Origin of the sequence: Micromonospora zhanjiangensis, from assembly GCF_042650605.1 — a bacterium.
Lineage (GTDB): Bacteria > Actinomycetota > Actinomycetes > Mycobacteriales > Micromonosporaceae > Micromonospora_J > Micromonospora_J zhanjiangensis.
Genome location: NZ_JBHSBN010000022.1, coordinates 1 through 20,095, shown reverse-complemented (window position 1 = coordinate 20,095; position 20,095 = coordinate 1). Strand labels below are relative to the sequence as shown.

Genomic DNA, 20,095 nt, shown 5'->3' with positions numbered 1-20,095 from the left:
GCTCAGAGGGTCGCCACGTACTGCTGCGCCTGCTCGACCGCGGCGAGTGTCGCGGCGAGACATTCCTCCAGTTCCTGGTTGGCCTGCGAGAGTGAGGCCTGGGCGGCGCCGACGGTGGCGTGACCGCTGCCCTCCAGCGCGCCGGCCAGGGTCTGCTGCGCCTCGGCCAGCTTCTCGCTCGCGGCCTGCACCGCGGCCTGGCCTTCGCCGATCTGTTGCAACGCGGCATCAATGGCCGACTTCAACTCGGCGACGCTCGCCACGGTGCGACCTCCTGGGGGCGGGGAGGGCTCCCACAGTAGAGGCTAGAGGACTTCCGTCCCCGACGACCCCCTCGGCGTGTTGGCGACCGGTTGTCCGGTTCCGCGCCGCCTCCGGCGACGGAAAGTATCCGAGGTAGAACGCTTGGTTACTGTCCCGACTGTCAACAATGTCGCGACTTCGTCATCCGTCAATCCGGTCGACTCGGCGCCGACCGGAGCCAGGTCGGGCCGCGTACCTCGGCGCCCAGCTCGGTCACCCGGCGGCGCAGTTCGCGGTCCGCGGTGACCACCACCACGCGGCGCCGGCCGGCCGGCTCGGCACCCACCAGCTCGACGATCGCGTCGTCGCCGGAGGAGTCCGCCCGGACCACCCGTACCCCGTCCACCGGTGCGGTCCGGCGGGCCGCGCCCTCCACCACCAGCACCACCTCCACCGGCGCGGACAACTCCGCCCAGCCGGACCGGGCGAGGGGGGCCAGCGAGTCGCGCAGCCGGGCGTTCGCCCCGGCCCGGTCCCGCCACCAGCCGTCCGGCCGGGAGCCCACGACGTTGGCGGCGTCCACGACCAGCAGGGGTTCACGCTCCACCCGGCCAGCCTGCCACGGCCGTACGTTTGTCGGGCCGACCGCCGGGTAGCCCACGCCGACCGCCGCGTGCCCGGAGGGGGAGACCATGACGCAGGGACCCGACGAGTTCGGCGCCGACCCCTGGGACGAGTTCCTGGCCCGCTACTTCGGCCGGGGCAGCGAAGGCCGTCGCTCCCCGCACCGGGTGGACATCACCCGGCTGATGACCGCCGACGCCCGGGAACTGCTCGCCGACGCGGCCCGTCGGGCCGCCCAGCGGCGCAGCCGGGACCTGGACACCGACCACCTGCTCTGGGCCGCGCTGCAGCGCGACCCGCTGACCGACCTGCTGCACCGCGCCGGGGCCAACCCGGACTCGCTGCTCGCCGCGCTGGGCGGTCAGCAGGACGGCGCGCGGGGCGGCGAGGTGCCGCCGAACCTGTCGCTGACCCCGGCGGCGAAACGCGCCCTGCTCGACGCCCACCAGCTCTCCCGGGCGATGGGCGCCTCGTACATCGGGCCGGAGCACATCCTGATGGCCCTGCCGCTGAACCCGGAGTCGCCGGCCGGCCGGATGCTGGCCGCCAGCCGGATCCAGCCGCAGGCCCTGCAGACGGCCAACGCCGAACGCGGCAACGTGACGGCGCCGCCGGACCGCGGCACCCCCACCCTCGACCGGTACGGGCAGGATCTCACCGAGCTGGCCCGGTCCGACCAGATCGACCCGGTCATCGGGCGATCCGACGAGATCGAGCAGGCGGTGGAGATCCTCTCCCGGCGGACCAAGAACAACCCGGTGCTGATCGGTGAGGCCGGCGTCGGCAAGACCGCCATCGTGGAGGGGTTGGCCGAGCGGATCGCCGACGGCGACGTGCCGCGCACCCTGCTCGGCAAGCGGGTCATCCAGCTCGACCTGTCCGGCTTGGTGGCCGGCACCCGCTACCGGGGCGACTTCGAGGAACGGATGAAGAAGGTCATCGAGGAGATCCGGGCACACAACGACGAGCTGATCGTCTTCCTCGACGAGATCCACACCCTGGTCGGCGCGGGTGGCGGGGGTGGCGACGGGGGGATGGACGCGAGCAACATGCTCAAACCGGCGCTGAGCCGGGGCGAGCTGCGGGTGATCGGGGCGACCACGCTGGACGAGTACCGCCGGTACATCGAGAAGGACGCGGCCCTGGCCCGCCGCTTCCAGCCGGTGCTGGTGCCGGAGCCCACCGTGGACGACACGATCGCCATCCTGCGCGGGCTGCGCGACCGCTACGAGGCCCACCACCAGGTGCGGTTCACCGACGAGGCGCTGGTCGCCGCCGCCGAACTGGCCGACCGGTACGTCACCGACCGGTTCCTGCCGGACAAGGCCATCGACCTGATCGACCAGGCCGGCGCCCGGGTCCGGCTGCGCACCCGTACCCCGGACGGGGACACCCGGGAGCTGGAACGGGAACTGGAGGAGGTCCGCCGGGAGAAGGAGCAGGCGGTCACCGACGAGCAGTACGAGAAGGCGTCCGCGCTGCGCGACCGGATCCAGCGGATCGAGTCCCGGATCGAGGACGCCCACGGGCACGACGACGACCAGCGGGTGCCGCAGGTCGGCACGCAGGAGATAGCCGAGGTGGTGTCCCGGGCCACCGGCATCCCGGTCAACCAGCTCACCGAGGAGGAACGGGACCGGCTGCTGCGGTTGGAGGGGCACCTGCACGAGCGGGTGGTCGGCCAGAACGACGCGGTCAGCGCGGTCGCCGAGGCGGTCCGCCGGTCCCGGGCCGGCCTCGCCGACCCGGACCGGCCGATGGGCAGCTTCATGTTCCTCGGGCCGACCGGGGTCGGCAAGACCGAGCTGGCCCGGGCGCTGGCCGAGGCGCTCTTCGGCGACCAGGACCGGATGATCCGGGTGGACATGAGCGAGTTCCAGGAACGGCACACCGTCAGCCGGCTGGTCGGCGCCCCGCCCGGCTACGTCGGGTACGAGGAGGCCGGCCAACTGACCGAGGCGGTCCGCCGCCGCCCGTACGCGGTGGTGCTGCTGGACGAGATCGAGAAGGCCCACCAGGACGTGTTCAACATCCTGCTGCAGGTGCTCGACGACGGCCGGCTCACCGACAGCCAGGGCCGGGTGGTGAACTTCCGCAACACCGTACTGATCATGACGAGCAACGCGGGTTCGGAGTTGATCACCGGCAGCCACCGCGCGCTGGGCTTCGCTGGCGGGACCGGCGCGGGCGACGACGACGAGGAGAACAGCGAACTGCGGGAGCGGGTGATGCGCCGGTTGCAGGAGCAGTTCCGCCCCGAGTTCATCAACCGGGTCGACGAGATCATCATCTTCCGCCGGCTGGAGGCCGCCCAGCTGCGGCAGATCACCGAGCTGATGACCGAGGAGACCCGCCGCCGGCTGCACGGCCAGGACATCGGGGTGGAGTTCACCGAAGCGGCGATCGACTGGCTGGCCGAGCACGGGCACGAGCCGCAGTTCGGGGCCCGGCCGTTGCGCCGGACCATCCAGCGGGACGTGGACAACCGGCTGTCCCGGATGCTGCTCGACGGCACGCTCGGCTCGGGGCAGCGGGTCACCGTCGACGCCCACGACGACGAACTGCGGTTCGCGGTCGCACCGGGCGATGGCCGGTCCGGCCGTACGCCGGAGGCGGCCTCGATCGGCCGGTGAGCCGGTCGGGCGGGGAAGGGGAGGCGGTGACCGATCCCGAGGAGTCGCGGGAGAAGACGTCGAAGACCGACGCGGTCGCTCAGGCGCCGACCGCGAACCCGCGGCGGACCAAGGTGCGCGACGCCGACCAGAAGGCGCGCAACGCCGTCCAGCAACGCGAGCGGGACGAGCGGCGGCACGCCGAGGCCGCGCAGGACGGGCCGGCCCGGGATGACGACGAGGAGGGGTGCTGATGGCGCGGGAACAGCGGATCGAACCCGAGGTGGAGCAGCTCTGGGTCGAGTTCCACGAGGTCGTGAACGTCAACTCCGAGAGGCTGCGCAGTTGGCTGCTGACCCAGGGCTCCGGCGAGCAGGCGTTCTCCGCCGACCCCGCCCTCGACCTGCCCGAACCCGGCCGGTCCATCCTCGCGGTCAAGGGCAAGCGCAAGGTGGACCTCACCGGCGCCGACCTGGACGTGATGCGCGAGGCGGTCACCGGCATCCACGACCTGCTCGACGCCCGGCCCGCCGCCGGGGCGGCGGACGAGAGCTGGCGGCACGCGCTGCTGGACCTGGGGCACGACCCGCTGCTGGAGCGCTGACCAGGTCACTGCGGCTCGACGCTGGGCACGTCCAACCCGGCGGTCCGTACCGCCGCCTGCCGCTGCGCCCGCAGCACCTCCTCCCGGGCCACCAGGGCGGCGTACTCGGCGACGTCGCCCGCCGTCGGCACCGCGGGCAACCGGCGCAGGAAGACCTCCACGTCGCGGGAGGCGGCGGTGTGTGCCTCGGCGGCCCGGCGGGCGGTGTCCCGCTCGTCGCCGTCGGGCTGATACAGGTCGGTCATGGGGTACCCGTACCCGGTTCTGGCCGGTTCGCACGCCCGGACGGCGCGGGCCGCCCGGGTGGGGGATCACCGGGCGGCGCCGCCAGCTCGCCCTGCCGAACCGGGGGTCAGGGACGCCGGCCCGGGTCACGGATCGGCGACCTGGATCTGGAAGGGCGCGTTCAGAACCTAACGCCCGGTACACGGGCCGGGACAGATACCACCTTGCTCATACCGCGCGGCGTGGTTATGCCGCGGCGCCCGCCCCGCACGTCACGCCGCGGCCGGGCGTTGCGCGCCGAACGTGGGGTTGCGCAGCAACCAGGCCCGGTAGTTCGGGTTCCGGGCGATCGCGTCGTGGTAGGCGGCCCGGGCGTACGCCAGGATCCGCTCCGCCATCCCGGCCGCCAGCGACTCCGCGTGCCAGCCCAGCAGCAGCCGCCAGCGCAGCGGCGCGCCGGCCAACGGCCGGGTGACCAGGCCGGACACCGGCCGGAAGGTGGCCTGGCAGAGCGCCACCGCGGCGCCGGCCTCCACCAGGTCGGTGCTGCCCCGGATGTCGGTCTCGTAGACCTTGCGGGGGGTGAAGCCGGCCCGGGCGCAGGCCGAGGCGAAGCAGTCCCCGAAGCACCCGTCACCCGGCGCGGCGACCCACTGCTCGCCGGCGAGGTCGGCCAGGTCGACCTCGTCGCGGGTGGCGAGCGGGTGCGCCTCGGGCAGGACGACGAAGACGGCGTCCACGGCGACCGCCTGCCAGGTGAGGCCGTACTCGGCGGACGGGGTCGCGTCGCCGCAGACGCCGGCCAGCGCGTAGTCCAGCCGGCCGCCGAGCACCAGTTGGGCCAGCTCGTCGACGTACCAGGAGGCGTACGTGCTGATCTGCGCGTGCGGCTGGTCGGTCGTCAGTCGGTGCACCAGCCGGCCGAGGATCGGGCTGTTCACGCCGCCGAACCGGTACTGGTTGAGGCCGGTGCCGGCACCGGCCAGCCGGGCCGCCTCGTCCTGCAACCCCTTCATCGCCGGCAGCAGCACCCGGGCGCGTTCCAGCACCAGTTCACCGAGGGCGGTCGGCCGCGCGCCCCGGCGGTCCCGCTCGAACAGGGGGCCGCCGAGCGTGCGTTCGATCCGTTGAAGCTGTGCGGTGAGGGCCGGTTGGGCGAGGCCCAGGGCCGAGGCCGCCTTGGTCACGCTGCCCGTCTCGGCGATCGCGCAGACCACCTTGAGGTGGCGCAACTCCAAGTTCATAGCGTGACGGTAGGACCAGAACGGGATCCGCCGGAAGACCTTTGGTTGTTAAAGATCCGCCGAACGGCAAGGTGTAGCCACCCGAACAGACAGGGCGTGTTAACAATCACGACCCGCTGGGCAACGTTCCGTAACGAACCGCGTTCTTCGAGCCCTCACATGGACCGGGGGCGGGTCGACAAGTCCTCGATGTACGTCCGTCGCCGGGTCACCGCGTCGCGTACCTTGTCGACCATCCCGAGGGCCGGCTCGACCACCTTGTTCCACGGTGGCGTGGTCGGGGTGGCCGGTCGCGGCCGGGTCGGCGCCGCCTCCACGGCGATCTCCACCCGGTTGCCCAACCGGATCAGCTCCGCGTCGCTGGCGATCTGCCGCAGCGGCGGGAACAGTTCGGTGGCCGCGGCGTGCACGTGCCGGCGCAACTGTTCGGACACCGTGGCCGCGAGCCCGTCGAAGTCGGGGTCGTCCGGCGTGGTCGCGGCCAGGTCGCGCAGGGTCCGCAGCAGCTCCACGTCCGCCGCGATCTCCCGGTCGGCCAGCGTGCCACCGTCCGGCAGCGCCACCCGTACGGTGGGGTAGAGGTACTGCTCCTCGGCGGACAGGTGCCGGGTCACCGTGGCGCTCAGCACCTCGACCAGATCCCGCCGGTGCGCCGGGTCGGTCGTCGGATCGGCCAGCTCGCGGCCGAGCCGGACGATGCGGTCGTGTTCGTCGGCCAGCATCTCCACCGCGCTGCGCCCGCCGGGCCGGTAGTCGGCGTCCTCGTCGGTGGCGCCGGGCAGCGGGGGAAGGGGGACGGCGGTCATCTGGTCCTCCTTGCGCGGTTGCACGCCCCGGAGCGGGTCCCTGGCGCGGCGCGACGGGTCTGTGTCGGCGTCACCGGCGGTACCCGGGGCGGCTCCCGGCGAAACCCGCACCGCACCGCGCGGGCCGGCGGGCTGGTATGAAGAAGCATGACCAGCCACCCCGCATCCGTTCCCGGACCCGCACCGGACGAGGTCGTCGAGCTGTGCCGCGACCTGCTCCGCATCGACACCACGAACACCGGCGACAACGCCACCAGCGTCGGCGAGCGGCAGGCCGCGGAGTACGTGGCCGGCAAGCTCGACGAGGTCGGCGTCGAGGCGCGGATCTACGAGTCGGCACCGGGCCGGGCCAACGTGCTGGCCCGGATCACGGGCTCCGACCCGGGCCGGGACGCCCTGCTGGTGCACGGCCACCTCGACGTGGTCCCGGCCGACCCGGACGAGTGGTCGGTGCACCCGTTCTCCGGCGAGCTCGCCGACGGCTACCTGTGGGGCCGGGGCGCCATCGACATGAAGGACTTCGACGCCATGGTGCTCGCCGTGGTGCGGCAGTGGCAGCGCACCGGGGTCCGACCGGCGCGGGACATCGTGCTGGCGTTCACCGCCGACGAGGAGGCCGGCAGCGAGTACGGCGCGCACTTCCTGACCCGGCGGCACGCCGAGGAGTTCGACGGGTGCACCGAGGCGATCGGCGAGGTGGGCGGCTTCTCGTACAGCCTGGACGCGCAGCGGCGGCTCTACCTGATCGAGACGGCGGAGAAGGGCATCGACTGGTTGCGGCTGCACGCCCGCGGCCGCCCCGGGCACGGCTCGTTCGTGCACGACGACAACGCGGTGACGGCCCTCGCCGAGGCGGTCGCCCGGGTCGGTCGGCACCGGTTCCCGGTGGTGGTCACCCCCACCGTACGGGCCTTCCTCGACCACGTCTCCGAGCTGCTCGGCATCGAGATCGACGCGGACGATCCGGAACTGGCGATCGCGAAGCTCGGCCCGATCGCCAACATCGTCGGGGCGACCATCCGCAACACCGCCAACCCGACCCGGCTGGCCGCCGGTTACAAGGACAACGTCATTCCCGGCCGGGCCACCGCCACCATCGACTGCCGCAGCCTGCCGGGCCAGTCGCAGGTGCTGGCCGAGCAGCTGCGGGAGCTGGTCGGGCCGGACATTGAGATCGAGTACATCCAGCGGCAGGAGGCGATCGAGACCACCTTCGACGGTGCGCTGGTCGACGCGATGTCCGCCGCGCTGCGGGCCGAGGACCCGGGCGCGCACCCGGTGCCGTACATGCTGTCCGGCGGTACGGACGCGAAGGCGTTCCACACCCTCGGCATCCGCTGCTTCGGCTTCGCGCCGTTGCGGTTGCCGGCCGACCTGAACTTCTCCGCGCTGTTCCACGGCATTGACGAGCGGGTTCCGGTCGACGGGCTAGAGTTCGGCGTGCGGGTTCTCGACCGGTTCCTCCGGAGCTGCTGACGGCTCCGGGATGCGCCGCGGCGTCGTCCGCCACCGCCCCAGATTTTCTGCGAAGGGACTGCTGACACCATGACCGACCAGCACGCCGAGCTGGACGCCGCCCTGGAACGGGTCGTCGAGGCCGCCCGGGGACACCTCGCCGCGGTCAAGGCGGCCCAGGGGCGCATCGACGACGACGCCGTATGGCAGTCGTACGTCGCCTTGAACAACGCCTCGTACGACTACGACGAGCGGCTGCTCGACGCCTTCGGTGAGGTCACCCCGTGGGACGTGGAGTCGATCGACCCGGACGAGGCCGACGAGCGCTTCGGCGTCGGCCTGGGCGGGGCGGACGGTGGCGAGCCGGCCGACCCGCACCCGCGGGTGCTGTCGGTGCGCCAGCGCCGCGACTTCCGGGTGCCCAGCGTGGCGGCCCTGCTGCGGGTGGCGGAGGCGGCCCGACGCTCCGGCCTGCCCGACGGCGAGGAGGTCGCGCCGGTCGAGGGCGTCGGCGAGGCGGTGCTGGAGCTGCTGCAGACCGGGGACGGGTCGCTCGGCGGGCTGGACATCCCGGAGTTGGAGCCGCTGGACGGGTTGGTGATGGTCAGCGAGGTGACCGAGCCGCTGGACCTGGAGGCGTACGACGACGAGGACGGCGCCGGTCCGTTCCGGCCGGGTCCGCAGGACACGCTCGTCGGCCGGCTCGACGAGCACCCGTTCCTGACCGACGACGTCGAGGACGACGAGGCCGAGCCGGCCCGCTGAGGCCGGGAAGAATTCAGTAGGAAAGGCCCGGTTGCGGCTTGTTCAGCACCCGGCGACGCAGCACCACCTGTCGCGTGCCGTCGCGGAACAGCCGCACCCGGGCCAGTTCCCAACCGGAGTACTCCGCCTGGATGGCGAGTTGCGCCGCGGCGGTCAACCGGTCGACATTCGGCGGTAACCGCAGCGGCGCGTATTCGTAGTCCATGGGAACTATCCTGCCCAATCGCCTCCCGCCGGCACCAGTCCCGGCGCGCGGTGCCGCCCGTCGGGGTCCGCCCTGGTGACGGGGGTCATCCGGGTCCGGTGCTCAGCCGTCCCGTTCCGGGTAACCCACCGGCACCGCCGAGACGTCGTCCAGCGCCCGGGCGATCTCGACCGGCAGGGTCATCCGTTCCACCTGCAGGGCGCCCTGGAGTTGGCCGACGGTCCGGGCGCCGAGGATGGGCGCCACCACCCCGGGGCGGTCCCGCACCCAGGCCAGCGCCACCTCCAGCGGGGAGACGCCGAGCCCGTCGGCGGCGGTGGCGACCGCCTCGACGATGGCCGAGCAGCGCGGCTCCAGGTAAGATGCGACAAACGGCTCGAAATGGGGCGATGCGGCCCGCGAGTCCGCCGGCCGCCCATGGCGGTACTTCCCGGTCAGAACGCCTCGACCCAGCGGCGACCAGGGCAGCACGCCCAGCCCGAGGGCCGCGCAGGCGGGCAGCACCTCCCGCTCCACCCCCCGTTCGAGCAGGGAGTACTCCACCTGGGTGGCGACCACCGGGGCCCGGCCCGGGAAGGCCGCCTGCCAGGCCGCCGCGCGGGCGGTCTGCCAGCCGGAGAAGTTCGACACGCCGACGTACCGGGCTCGGCCGCTGGCGGTGGCGTGGTCCAGGGCCGCGAGGGTCTCCTCCAGCGGGGTGTCCGGGTCGTAGCCGTGCACCTGCCACAGGTCCACGTGGTCGGTGCCGAGCCGGCGCAACGAGGCGTCCAGGGTGCGCAACAGGTGTCCCCGGGAGCCGTCCCGGCGCCGGGACGACCCCGGTCGCAGCCCCGCCTTGGTGGCGATGAGCAGGTCGTCCCGGGCGACCAGGGTGCCCAGCAGGGAGCCGATGACGGCCTCCGCCTCGCCGTCGGCGTACACGTCGGCCGTGTCGACCAGGTTGCCGCCCGCGTCGAGGTAGCTCTTGAGCTGGGCCGCACCGTCGTCGGCGTCGGTGTCCCGGCCCCAGGTCATGGTGCCGAGCGCGAGCCGGGAGACCGCCAGCCCGCTTCGGCCGAGCGGTCGCTGTTGCATGGGTGAACCTTATTCATTACCTCGCCGCGCGGATATCCTCGCTCCCGGTGAAGTGCGATGATCGTCGGTTAGCCGACCGTCCGGCCGCCGTGCGGGTCGTCGCCGGACGCCCGACCGGCGGGCCGGGCACACCGGTGATCGGACCGCCCGGCCGTATTGCGTACCCTGATGCGACTTGCGGTGCGGATGGGGAGAACCAGATGCGACTCGGGCTCAGCCTCGGCTACCAGACGGCGTGGAGTACACCCGCCGACCATCTCGCCCTCGCCCAGGAGGCCGACCGGCTCGGCTACTCGGTGGTCTGGGCGGCGGAGGCGTACGGGTCGGACTCGCCCAGCATGCTGGCCTGGATGGCCGGCCAGACCGAGCGGATCGACCTGGGCTCGGCGGTCATGCAGATCCCGGCGCGCAGCCCGGCGATGACCGCGATGACGGCCGCCACCATCGACGCGCTCTCCGGCGGCCGGTTCCGGCTCGGGCTGGGGGTCTCCGGCCCGCAGGTCTCCGAGGGCTGGCACGGTGTCCGGTTCGCCAAGCCGCTCGCCCGGACCCGGGAGTACGTCGACATCGTCAAGCTGGCGGTGGCCCGCAAGCCGGTCGAGTACGCGGGCGAGCACTACACCCTTCCGCTGCCGGACGGCCCCGGCAAGGCGCTCCGACTGGGCTTCCATCCACCCCGTGACCACATCCCCGTCTACCTGGCCGCCGTCGGGCCGAAGAACCTGGAGCTGGCCGGCGAGATCGCCGACGGATGGCTGGCCGTCTTCTACGCCCCGGAGTTCGCCCAGGAACAGCTCGCCTCGGTCCGGGCGGGCCGGGCCCGGGTCGGCAAGGAACTGGCCGGCTTCGACGTCGTGCCGTCCGTGCCGGTGGTGGTCGGCGACGACATCGCGAACTGCGCCGAACTGGTCCGCTGGTACGCCGCCCTCTACGTCGGCGGGATGGGCAGCCGCAAGCAGAACTTCTACAACCAGCTTGCCACCCGGATGGGCTACGGCGACGCCGCCCGCGAGGTGCAGGATCTCTACCTGGACAAGCGGCAGCGGGACGCGGCCGCCGCGGTGCCGATGGAGTTCATCGACCGGACCTCGCTGCTCGGCCCGAAGGAGCGGATCGCCGAACGGATGCGCGAGTACGCCGCGGCCGGCGTCACCACCCTCTCGGTGACCCTGTTCGTCGCGGACCGGGACAGCGGGGTGCAGACCCTGCGTACCTGCGCCGAGGCCCTCGACCTGGCCGGAGTCGGATCGTGAGCGAGCGGAGCGAGCGAACCATCAGAATCAGCGTGAACGTGCTCATGACGGCCCGCAGCGCAGCGGAGGGCCGGCATGAGCTGGATTGAGACAATCGTCCTGGGCATCGTCCAGGGGCTGACCGAGTTCCTGCCGATCAGCTCGTCGGCGCACCTGCGGATCACCTCGGCGATCTTCTTCGATCAGGACGCCGGCGCGTCCTTCACCGCGGTCACCCAGCTCGGCACCGAGGCCGCCGTGCTGGTCTACTTCGCCAAGGACATCTGGCGGATCACCCGTACCTGGGTGGTCGGCATCTGGGACTCCTCGGTCCGCTCCAGCCTCGACTACCGGATGGGCTGGTACGTCATCGTCGGCTCGATCCCGATCGGGATCTTCGGGGTGCTGTTCAAGGACCAGATCCGCACCGCGGCCCGGAACCTCTGGCTGGTCGCGACGGTCCTGATCGTGTTCGCCTTCGTGCTGGCCTTCGCCGAGTTCTGGGGCCGGCAGAGCCGGATCATCAAGGACTTCCGGATGCGCGACGGCGTGGTGATGGGATTCGCGCAGGCGATGGCCCTGGTGCCGGGGGTGTCCCGGTCCGGCGGCACGCTGACCGCCGGGCTGTTCCTCAACCTGACCCGGGAGACCGCCGCCCGGTACTCCTTCCTGCTGGCCATCCCGGCCGTGGTGATGTCCGGGGTGTTCAGCATCCCGGACGTGTTCGACCGGACCGGGCACGCGCCGTCCGGGGCGCAGATGATCGTCGCCACGGTGATCGCCTTCGCGGTCGGCTACGCCGCCATCGCCTGGCTGCTGCGCTACGTGGCGCACCACACGCTGTATGTGTTCGTGCTCTACCGGGTGGCGCTGGGCAGCCTGGTGCTCGCCCTGCTGATGACCGGCACCATCGCGGCCACCTGACCCGGGGCGGCCCGATCGGGCTCGGCCGGAGGCGCCCGACCGGAGGCGCGCGGCCGGGCCCGGCCAGAGGCGCGCGGCCGGGCCCGACCGGCTGGCCGGGCGTACCCCGTTAGGGTGGTGGCGTGGCGACCCTCCTGCTCCTGCGACACGGCCGGACCACCTCGAACGCCGAGGGCGGCCTGGCCGGCCGCCAACCGGTCGAGCTGGACGACACCGGCCGCGCCCAGGCGGTCGCCGTCCGCCAGCGGCTGGCCGGCCTGCCGCTGGCGGCGGTGGTCACCAGCCCGTTGATCCGGTGCCGGCAGACCCTGGAGCTGGCGCTGCCCGGTGCCGCCCCGGTGGTGGAGGACGGCCTGGTCGAGTGCGGGTACGGCGACTGGGAGGGCCAGCCGCTGGAGAAGCTGGCCAAGGATCCACTGTGGCCGGTGGTGCAGCAGCACCCGAGCGCCGTGGTGTTCCCCGGCGGGGAGGCGATGGCGGCGATGGCGGCCCGGGCCGTGGCCGCGGTCCGTGGCTGGGACGCCCGGCTGACCGAACGGCACGGACCGGAGGCGATCTGGCTCGCCTGTACGCACGGCGACGTGATCAAGGCCATAGTGGCGGACGCCCTGGGTCTGCACCTCGACCAGTTCCAGCGGATCGTGGCCGACCCGGGGTCGGTGACCGCGATCCGCTACACCCCGACCCGACCGTTCGTGCTGCGCGCCAACGACACCGGCGGGGACCTGACCAACCTGGTCGCGCCGCCGGCCGCCGCGGCCGAATCCGACGCCCCGGTCGGCGGCGGCGCCGGGGGATCGGGCCGGTGAGCGGCACCCCGACCCCCGGGCCGACGGCGGGCGGCACCGCCGGGGCGGCGATTCGGGTCGGTGCGCCGCGCGGCGCCGTGACGGGCCGGATAGGGTCGTGGGTATGACCCACCAGGTGCACGCCTTCGAGCCGCCGGAGCGGTTCGTCGCAGGGACCGTGGGGCCGCCCGGAGAACGGACGTTCTTCCTCCAGGCGCGCGGCGGGGGCCGGCTGGTCAGCGTCGCGCTGGAGAAGGTTCAGGTGTCCCTGCTGGCCGAGAAGCTCGAGGAGTTGCTGACCGAGGCCAGCCGCCGGTTCGGGGTGGAATTGCCGGAGTCGGTGGCCGCCGGGTCCGACAACGAGCCCCTCGACACGCCGGTCGAGGAGGAGTTCCGGGTCGGCACCCTCGGCCTGGCCTTCGACGTCGACACCGCGACCGTGGTGATCGAGGCGATCGAGGCCGGCGAGACCGAGTCCGAGTCGGAGGCCGAGCTGACCGGGGTCGCCGAGGAGGTCGAGGACGAGGACGAGGACGAGCCGGACGAGGATCTCGACCGGCTCCGGGTGCGGCTGACCCCGCAGGCCGCCCGCGAGTTCATCGAACGGGCCCGTCGGGTGGTGGCGGCCGGTCGCCCGCCCTGCCCGCTCTGCGGCCAACCGCTCGACCCCGCGGGCCACCTCTGCCCGCGGCACAACGGCTACCACCGGTGACCGCGGAGTCCGTGCAACCGGTGCTCGACGAGCCGGACGCCCTGCGGCTGCTGCGCGGCGGCGAGTTCGAACTGGAGGGTCGGCTGGTCGACGCCTCCAACACCACCCTGCGCGGATTCCTGACCCTGGACGGGGTGACCCGCCGATGCGTCTACAAGCCGATCCGCGGCGAGCGGCCGCTGTGGGACTTCCCGGACGGCACGCTGGCCGGTCGGGAGGTCAGCGCGTACCTGATCTCGCACGCGATGGACTGGCACGTGGTGCCGCCGACGGTGCTGCGGGACGGGCCGCTGGGCCCGGGCGCCTGCCAGCTCTGGATCGACGAACCCGACGACGCGGAACCGCTCGTCGGTTTCGTACCGGCGGACAGCCTGCCGCCGCGCTGGTTCCGGGTCGCGGCCGCCGAGGACGAGGACGGCAACCCGTACGCGCTGGCGCACTCCGACGATCCGCGGCTGGCCCGGTTGGTGGTCTTCGACGCGGTGATCAACAACGCCGACCGCAAGGGCGGGCACGTGCTGGTCGGCCCGGAGGACCGGATCTACGGGGTCGACCACGGGGTGAGCCTGCACGTCGAGGACAAGCTGCGTACCGTGCTGTGGGGCTGGACCGGCCGCGAGTTGCCGCCGGACGCGGTGGAGATGCTCGGCCGGCTGGCCGGCAGCCTGGCCGGACCGCTCGGCGAGGAACTCGCCGACCACCTCACCGTCCGGGAGGTCGCCGCGCTGACCGCCCGGGTCGCCCGGCTGCGGACCGACAGCCGGTTCCCGGCCCCGTCGCCGGACTGGCCCGCGGTGCCCTGGCCGCCGATGTGACCCCACCGCCGGGGGCGATCGCGTCGCCGGTGTCCGGGCGGCCGGCGCTGTCGGCTTGATCACTTCCGGTGCCGGGCCGGGGGAGCGGCCCGTCGGGTCGTTAGGCTGGCGACCATGGATTCATGGGCGGGCCACGAGGTACCGCGGCTGCCGGGGACGGCGCAGCCGCTCGCGTTGTACGACTCCGCGCGGCAGACGGTCGCCCCGAGTGACCCGACCGGCGCGGCGACCATGTACGTCTGCGGCATCACCCCGTACGACGCCACCCACCTCGGGCACGCCGCCACGATGATCACCTTTGACCTGGTGCAGCGGTTGTGGCGCGACGCCGGGCACCCGGTGACGTACGTGCAGAACGTCACCGACATCGACGATCCGCTGCTGGAGCGGGCGGCCCGGGACGGTGAGGACTGGGTGGTGCTGGCCATGCGCGAGACCGCCCTGTTCCGGGAGGACATGGAGAGCCTGCGGATCATCCCGCCGGCGCACTACGTCGGCGCGGTCGAGTCCATCCCGGCGATCGCCGAGCGGGTGACCGCGCTGCTGGACGCCGGCGCCGCGTACCGGCTCGACGACGGCACCGGTGACGTCTACTTCGACATCGCCGCCGCGCCGCGGTTCGGCTACGAGTCGAACCTGGACCGCGACCGGATGCTGGAGTTCTTCGCCGAACGCGGCGGCGACCCGGACCGGGCCGGCAAGCGGGACCGGCTCGATCCGTTGCTGTGGCGCGGTGTCCGCGAGGGCGAGCCGTCCTGGCCCGGTGGGGTGCTCGGCCCCGGCCGGCCGGGGTGGCACATCGAGTGCGCCTCGATCGCCCTGGACCTGCTCGGCGAGACCATCGACGTGCAGGGCGGCGGCAACGACCTGGTCTTCCCGCACCACGAGTGTTCGGCCGCGCACGCGGAGGCGCTGACCGGCGCCGCGCCGTTCGCCCGGCACTACGTGCACGCGGGCATGATCGGCCTGGACGGCGAGAAGATGTCCAAGTCCCGCGGCAACCTGGTCTTCGTCTCCCGGCTGCGGGCCGACCGGGTGGACCCGATGGCGGTCCGGCTCGCCCTGCTGGCCGGCCACTACCGGTCCGACCGGGCGTGGACCGACGAACTGCTCAAGGTCGCCACCGAGCGGCTGGCCCGCTGGCGGGAGGCGGCCACCGCGCCGGCCGGGCCGTCCGGGGACGAGCTGCTCGCCGGGGTACGCGCCCGGCTGGCCGAGGATCTCGACACCCCGGGCGCGCTGGCGCTGCTGGACGCCTGGGTCGAGGGCACGCTGACCGGCACCGGCGCCGACACCGGGGCGCCCGCCCTGTTCGCCGCCACCGTGGACGCCCTGCTCGGCATCCGCCTCTAGGCGATCACCGGGCCGGCGCGGGCTCAGCCGAGGACCAGGCCCGGATCGGGGTCCGGCTCCGGCGTCGGCGCCGGGATCCGGTACTCCTCGGTCAGCGTGGTCATCGGTCCCGGCCAGGTCGCCTGGGCCACCTCGATCGGCTTGTGCGCCGCGTCGTAGGCCACGTGCAGCAGGTGCAGCACCGGCGTGTCCGGCCGGATCTGCAGCAGCTCGGCCTCCTCCCGGCTGGGTTGCCGGGCGCTGATCGTGTCGGTGGCGGTGACGTACCGCCGGCCGGTCTCCTCCTCGGCCTCCTGGTAGAGCGGCCGGCCGAACGCCTCGGCCCGTTCCAGCGAGGTGCCCTCGGCGTCGGCGACCCGGAACCAGGAGGCGCCGATCTCCACCGGCGCGTCCTCGGTGCGCACCAGGTGCCGCCGGACCAGCAGCTCGGTGCCGTCGGAGACGCCGAACGCGTCGGCCACCTCGGGCGGGGCCGGCGCGCGACCGACCTCGACGAGCTGCTGCCGGTACCGGGCGGCCAGGTCCGCGTGGTAGCCGCGGTAGCCGCCGTACCGGCCGCGGGAGAGCCGGTTGAGCCGGCGCCGGGTGCCCCGGACGTACGTCCCGGAGCCGGGCTTGGTGATCAGTACGCCCTCCACCCGGAGCTGGTCGACGGCGCGCTGCACGGTCTGCTTGGCCACGCCGAACATCTCGGCCATCGCCGGGATGGACGGCAGCCGCTCGCCGGCGGCCCAGTCACCCTGCCGGATGCGCGCCCGCAACTGCGCGGCGATCTGCCGGTGCGGGAACTCGGCGGTGCCCGGATTGATCTGCATCGGTCCTCCCCATCACAGCTAGGTTCCTAGGATGGCCTACGGGATGTGCCGGAAGGAACGCGACACGCCGATCCACCCGGGACCGACACGCGGGACGCCGCCCCACGGCCGATCACCGTACGGTGATCCACATGGAGCATCGCCACCTCGGCCGCAGCGGCCTGATGATCAGCGAGATCACCTACGGGAACTGGCTCACGCACGGCGAATCGGTGGCCCGGGACGCCGCCCTGGCCTGCGTACGGGCCGCCCTGGACGCCGGCATCACCACCTTCGACACCGCCGACGTGTACGCCATGGGCGCCGCCGAGGAACTGCTCGGCGAGGCCCTGCGCGGCGTACGCCGGGAGTCGGTGGAGATCGCCACGAAGGTCTGCCTGCCCACCGGCGACGGCCCCAACGACCGGGGCCTGTCCCGCAAGCACGTCATGGAGTCCTGCCACGCCTCGCTGCGCCGGCTGGGCACCGACTACGTCGACCTCTACCAGGCGCACCGGTTCGACGACGGCACCCCGCTGGACGAGACCCTGATCGCCTTCGACGACCTGGTCCGGCAGGGCAAGGTGCGCTATCTCGGCGTCTCCGAGTGGACCGCGCCGCAACTCCGGTCGGCCCTGGACCTGGCCGGCGAACTCGGCCTACGCGACCGGATCGTGGCCAACCAGCCGCAGTACAACATGCTCTGGCGGGTGATCGAACCCGAGGTGCTGCCGCTGTGCCGGGCCGAGGGGATCGGTCAGATCGCCTTCCAGCCGCTCGCCCAAGGCGTACTGACCGGCAAGTACCACCCCGGTCGGCCGGCGCCGGCCGGTTCCCGGGCCGACCGGGACGGCAGGTCACCGGTGTTCGTCCGGCGGGTGCTCGGCGACCACCTGCTGCAGCGGGTGCAGCGGCTGCGCCCGATCGCCGACGAGGTCGGCCGGTCGATGGCGCAACTCGCCGTCGCCTGGGTGCTGAACCGGCCCGGCGTGTGCGCGGCGTTGATCGGCGCGTCCCGCCCGGAGCAGGTGACCGAGAACGCCGGCGCGGCCGGCCTCCGGTTGCCCGACGACGTACTGCGCCGGATCGACGAGGTGCTGGGCGACCTGGTCGACACGGACCCGGGCAAGACCGCCCGGATGATGGCGGTCAAGCCGGAGTGGGCGGCCGCGGCGACCTGATCACCGGTGGCGGGCCGGCCGACCGTACGCGTTGACGACCGGCCGGCCCGTCAACCGTCAGCCCGTCACCAGGAGCCGGCGGTCGGGCCGGCCGAGCCGCCCCGGCGGCGCAGGTACTTCTCGAACTCCTGGGCGATCTCGTCCCCGGTCAGCGGCTTGATCCCGGCGTCACCGACCCGCTCCTCCAACTCGCGGACGTACTCGCCGAGTTCGGCGTCCTGCTCGGCGGCGGTGCTCACCCGCTGCTCCCACTCGGCCGCCTCCTCCGCCAGGTCGGCCATCGGCACCGGCAGGTCGAGCACCTCCTCGACCCGGTGCAGCAGCGCCAGCGTCGCCTTCGGGCAGGGCGGGTTGTTGGCGTAGTGCGGCACGTGCACCCAGAACGACAACGCGTCCACCTCGGCGCGGGTGCAGGCGTCGTGCAGCACCCCGACGATGCCGGTCGGGCCGTCGTACCGGGTGGGGGTGAGCTGGTAGCGCTCGGCGGAGTCCTTGTCCGACGCGCTTCCGCTGATCGGCAACGGCCGGGTGTACGGCACGTCGGCGAGCAGCGCGCCGAGCAGCACCACCCGGTTGACCTCCAGGCTGTGGCAGATCTCCAGTACCTGTTCGCAGAAGGTGCGCCAGCGCATGCTCGGCTCGATGCCGCGGATCAGCACCACGTCCCGGTCGGTGCCCTCCGGGCTGGCGACCATGAACCGCGTGGTCGGCCACTCCACCCGCCGGGTCTCACCCTCGGCCATGTTGATCGTCGGCCGGCTGACCTGGAAGTCGTAGAAGTCCTCCGGGTCGAGCTCGGTGATCTTGCGGGCCGACCAGACCTGCTCCAGGTGCTCCACGGCGGCGGTGGACGCGTCGGCGGCGTCGTTCCAGCCCTCGAAGGCCGCGATGGCCACCGGCGACCGTAGGACGGGCAGCCCGTCGAACTCGGTCATGCGGTCTCCTCGCTGCGTTCGCCGTCACCACGCCCACGTCCGACCGGGGCGGTCCGGAGGGCGGGCCCGGCGGCCCGCGCGCTGTGCCTGGTGGTGGCGTCCCTGTTGTCCCTCACGTCCGTAGCCTACGTGCCAGGCCCGCGCGGGGCCCGCCGGCCGCGCCGGGCCCGCCGTGGCCGAGCCGGACGACCGGGTACGGAGCGGACAGGCCGCGGCCGGGCACCGAGTCGGACCGGGCCGGCCGTCGGGTCGATGCTCCCTGCATCGGCCCGGACGCCTAGGCCGTGTCTCGCGGATCTTGGGGGTGACTCGTTGTTCCTTACGTGGCGCGATTTGATCTGACGGATGACGAGTGGGCGATCTTGGAACCGTTGCTGCCCAAGCAGCCGGTTCGGGGTGGTCAGTGGCGTGATCACCGGCAGGTGATCAACGGTATTTGCTGGGTGAAACGTACGGGCTCGCCGTGGCGGGACGCCCCGGAGCGGTACGGGCCGTGGAAGACCCTGGCTGGACGGTTCCGCCGGTGGGCCGTTGACGGCACGTGGGCGAGGTTGAAAGCGCATGTGATCGCGGTGGCCGAGGCGGACGGTGACGTCGACTGGCACGCTCAGGTCGACTCGACGGTGGTGCGGGCTCATCAGCATGCCGCGGGAGCTCGTAAAGGGGGCTCGATGCGCAGCAGGCGCAGGCACGGGAAGGTCTGGGTCGTTCCCGTGGGGGACTGACCACGAAGGTTCACTCTATGACCGACGGGCGTGGCCGGTCGCTCGCCACGCGGGTCACGCCAGGCCAGGTGGCCGACACCAAACAGCTGATCGCGTTGCTGGACCAGGTGTCGGTCAAGCGTCCGGGTGGGGTCGGTCGGCCCCGCAAGCGTCCGGACTCGCTGTCGGCGGACAAGGCGTACTCCTGCAAGGCGAACCGGGCGGCGTTGCGTGTCCGCAAGATTGAGGCGGTGATCCCCGAGCGGACGGATCAGAAAGCCAACCGGGCCAAGAAAGGATCTTCTGGTGGGCGTCCGCCGTCTTTCGACACCGACCGCTACAGACAGCGCAACCAGGTCGAGCGAGGGTTCAACAGGCGAAAGCAGTGGCGTGGCCTGGCGACCCGCTACGACAAGCTTTCCGAGTCCTACCAGGCCACACTCGACCTCGCCGAAACCCTCGACTGGCTCCGCGCGGTCCCGGACCGCTCTTCATGATCCGCGAGACACGGCCTAGCCTCGATCGTTCATGGCTGGTGTCGGGTGTTTCGACCCGGGGTGATTGATCGGTGGTCTCCGATTGATCTGGTTCGGGGGTGCAGTGAGGGGCCGTCTGTCGCGGCGGTGGGCGTGGTCTCCTGGGGGTCCTCCGGTCGGTGGGATGGCGGCTGTGGTGGTCAGCCGGGTGCGGGGATGGCCGCGATCCGGGCGAACGCGGCGGTGATCTGTTCGGCCCAGGGCCAGGTCGGTGGGATGCGTAGTCGGCGGCGGCGTTGGCCGTGGACCAGGCGCGCGGCGGTG

The 20,095-nt window shown here is 72.8% G+C and carries 21 protein-coding genes and 1 pseudogene; 13 read left to right on the top strand and 9 right to left on the bottom strand.

The genetic code is table 11. The features are described from left to right. Positions 1–2: 2 nt before the first annotated feature. A complete protein-coding gene (locus tag ACFOX0_RS25195; RefSeq protein ID WP_377550355.1) occupies positions 3–263 on the bottom strand; it encodes a hypothetical protein in 261 nt (86 codons plus the stop codon). Between the two features lie 188 nt (positions 264–451). Beyond that, a complete protein-coding gene (locus ACFOX0_RS25190; RefSeq protein WP_377550353.1) occupies positions 452–850 on the bottom strand; it encodes a hypothetical protein in 399 nt (132 codons plus the stop codon). Between the two features lie 85 nt (positions 851–935). Here ACFOX0_RS25190 and ACFOX0_RS25185 point away from each other — a divergent pair, with 85 nt between their 5' ends. The 3 genes from ACFOX0_RS25185 to ACFOX0_RS25175 are packed head-to-tail and all read left to right on the top strand — an operon-like array spanning position 936 to position 4,083. Next, complete coding sequence (locus ACFOX0_RS25185) at positions 936–3,500, top strand: ATP-dependent Clp protease ATP-binding subunit (protein WP_377550351.1); 2,565 nt, start codon at positions 936–938, stop codon at positions 3,498–3,500. Between the two features lie 26 nt (positions 3,501–3,526). After that, entirely contained in the window at positions 3,527–3,733 is a 207-nt protein-coding gene (locus ACFOX0_RS25180) for a hypothetical protein (RefSeq protein ID WP_377550349.1), read from the top strand. Beyond that, positions 3,733–4,083, top strand: a complete 351-nt coding sequence (locus ACFOX0_RS25175; RefSeq protein ID WP_377550347.1) for a DUF3140 domain-containing protein — start codon at positions 3,733–3,735, stop codon at positions 4,081–4,083. The genes ACFOX0_RS25180 and ACFOX0_RS25175 overlap by 1 nt, the downstream gene beginning before the upstream one ends. Before the next feature lie 5 nt (positions 4,084–4,088). Here ACFOX0_RS25175 and ACFOX0_RS25170 read toward each other — a convergent pair whose 3' ends face one another. The 3 genes from ACFOX0_RS25170 to ACFOX0_RS25160 all read right to left on the bottom strand — a co-directional run bounded on the left by ACFOX0_RS25170 (position 4,089) and on the right by ACFOX0_RS25160 (position 6,358). After that, positions 4,089–4,328, bottom strand: a complete 240-nt coding sequence (locus ACFOX0_RS25170; protein WP_377550345.1) for a hypothetical protein — start codon at positions 4,326–4,328, stop codon at positions 4,089–4,091. Between the two features lie 252 nt (positions 4,329–4,580). Further along, entirely contained in the window at positions 4,581–5,552 is a 972-nt protein-coding gene (locus tag ACFOX0_RS25165) for a LysR family transcriptional regulator (RefSeq protein WP_377550343.1), read from the bottom strand. Between the two features lie 155 nt (positions 5,553–5,707). Further along, positions 5,708–6,358, bottom strand: a complete 651-nt coding sequence (locus ACFOX0_RS25160) for a hemerythrin domain-containing protein (protein WP_377550341.1) — start codon at positions 6,356–6,358, stop codon at positions 5,708–5,710. A 147-nt stretch (positions 6,359–6,505) separates the two neighbouring features. Here ACFOX0_RS25160 and ACFOX0_RS25155 point away from each other — a divergent pair, with 147 nt between their 5' ends. Both ACFOX0_RS25155 and ACFOX0_RS25150 read left to right on the top strand, forming a co-directional pair. Next, positions 6,506–7,834 (top strand): M20/M25/M40 family metallo-hydrolase, encoded by a 1,329-nt coding sequence (locus ACFOX0_RS25155; protein ID WP_377550339.1) that lies wholly within the window; start codon positions 6,506–6,508, stop codon positions 7,832–7,834. Between the two features lie 69 nt (positions 7,835–7,903). Continuing rightward, positions 7,904–8,578: a hypothetical protein gene (locus ACFOX0_RS25150; RefSeq protein WP_377550337.1), complete on the top strand. Its 675-nt coding sequence runs from the start codon at positions 7,904–7,906 to the stop codon at positions 8,576–8,578. Between the two features lie 13 nt (positions 8,579–8,591). Here ACFOX0_RS25150 and ACFOX0_RS25145 read toward each other — a convergent pair whose 3' ends face one another. After that, on the bottom strand, positions 8,592–8,783 hold the full coding sequence (locus tag ACFOX0_RS25145; protein ID WP_377550335.1) for a DUF5703 family protein: 192 nt from the start codon (positions 8,781–8,783) through the stop codon (positions 8,592–8,594). Positions 8,784–8,885: 102 nt separating this feature from the next. After that, positions 8,886–9,857, bottom strand: coding sequence for an aldo/keto reductase (locus ACFOX0_RS25140; RefSeq protein WP_377550333.1), 972 nt, complete (start codon positions 9,855–9,857; stop codon positions 8,886–8,888). Positions 9,858–10,057: 200 nt separating this feature from the next. Between ACFOX0_RS25140 and ACFOX0_RS25135 the strand changes: the two genes are divergently transcribed. From ACFOX0_RS25135 to mshC, 6 genes are all read left to right on the top strand, one after another. After that, on the top strand, positions 10,058–11,110 hold the full coding sequence (locus ACFOX0_RS25135; protein WP_377550331.1) for an LLM class F420-dependent oxidoreductase: 1,053 nt from the start codon (positions 10,058–10,060) through the stop codon (positions 11,108–11,110). Between the two features lie 75 nt (positions 11,111–11,185). Further along, on the top strand, positions 11,186–12,013 hold the full coding sequence (locus ACFOX0_RS25130) for an undecaprenyl-diphosphate phosphatase (RefSeq protein WP_377550329.1): 828 nt from the start codon (positions 11,186–11,188) through the stop codon (positions 12,011–12,013). A gap of 122 nt (positions 12,014–12,135) precedes the next feature. Beyond that, a complete protein-coding gene (locus ACFOX0_RS25125) occupies positions 12,136–12,822 on the top strand; it encodes an MSMEG_4193 family putative phosphomutase (protein ID WP_377550327.1) in 687 nt (228 codons plus the stop codon). Between the two features lie 103 nt (positions 12,823–12,925). Further along, positions 12,926–13,513, top strand: coding sequence for a DUF3090 domain-containing protein (locus tag ACFOX0_RS25120; protein WP_377550325.1), 588 nt, complete (start codon positions 12,926–12,928; stop codon positions 13,511–13,513). Beyond that, positions 13,510–14,328 carry an SCO1664 family protein gene (locus ACFOX0_RS25115; protein ID WP_377550323.1) on the top strand — a complete coding sequence of 273 codons (819 nt, stop codon included), beginning with the start codon at positions 13,510–13,512 and terminating at the stop codon, positions 14,326–14,328. The genes ACFOX0_RS25120 and ACFOX0_RS25115 overlap by 4 nt, the downstream gene beginning before the upstream one ends. A 114-nt stretch (positions 14,329–14,442) precedes the next feature. Next, complete coding sequence (gene mshC, locus ACFOX0_RS25110) at positions 14,443–15,681, top strand: cysteine--1-D-myo-inosityl 2-amino-2-deoxy-alpha-D-glucopyranoside ligase (protein WP_377550321.1); 1,239 nt, start codon at positions 14,443–14,445, stop codon at positions 15,679–15,681. Between the two features lie 23 nt (positions 15,682–15,704). Here mshC and ACFOX0_RS25105 read toward each other — a convergent pair whose 3' ends face one another. Continuing rightward, positions 15,705–16,496 carry a GntR family transcriptional regulator gene (locus tag ACFOX0_RS25105; RefSeq protein WP_377550319.1) on the bottom strand — a complete coding sequence of 264 codons (792 nt, stop codon included), beginning with the start codon at positions 16,494–16,496 and terminating at the stop codon, positions 15,705–15,707. 131 nt (positions 16,497–16,627) lie between these two features. Here ACFOX0_RS25105 and ACFOX0_RS25100 point away from each other — a divergent pair, with 131 nt between their 5' ends. After that, a complete protein-coding gene (locus tag ACFOX0_RS25100) occupies positions 16,628–17,656 on the top strand; it encodes an aldo/keto reductase family protein (RefSeq protein ID WP_377550317.1) in 1,029 nt (342 codons plus the stop codon). A gap of 65 nt (positions 17,657–17,721) precedes the next feature. Here ACFOX0_RS25100 and ACFOX0_RS25095 read toward each other — a convergent pair whose 3' ends face one another. Continuing rightward, positions 17,722–18,591 (bottom strand): PAC2 family protein, encoded by an 870-nt coding sequence (locus ACFOX0_RS25095; protein WP_377550315.1) that lies wholly within the window; start codon positions 18,589–18,591, stop codon positions 17,722–17,724. A gap of 323 nt (positions 18,592–18,914) precedes the next feature. On the opposite strand from ACFOX0_RS25095, the pseudogene ACFOX0_RS25090 reads away from it, so the two are divergent. Continuing rightward, positions 18,915–19,792: pseudogene (locus ACFOX0_RS25090) on the top strand (IS5 family transposase). The last annotated feature ends 303 nt before the right edge of the window (positions 19,793–20,095 follow it).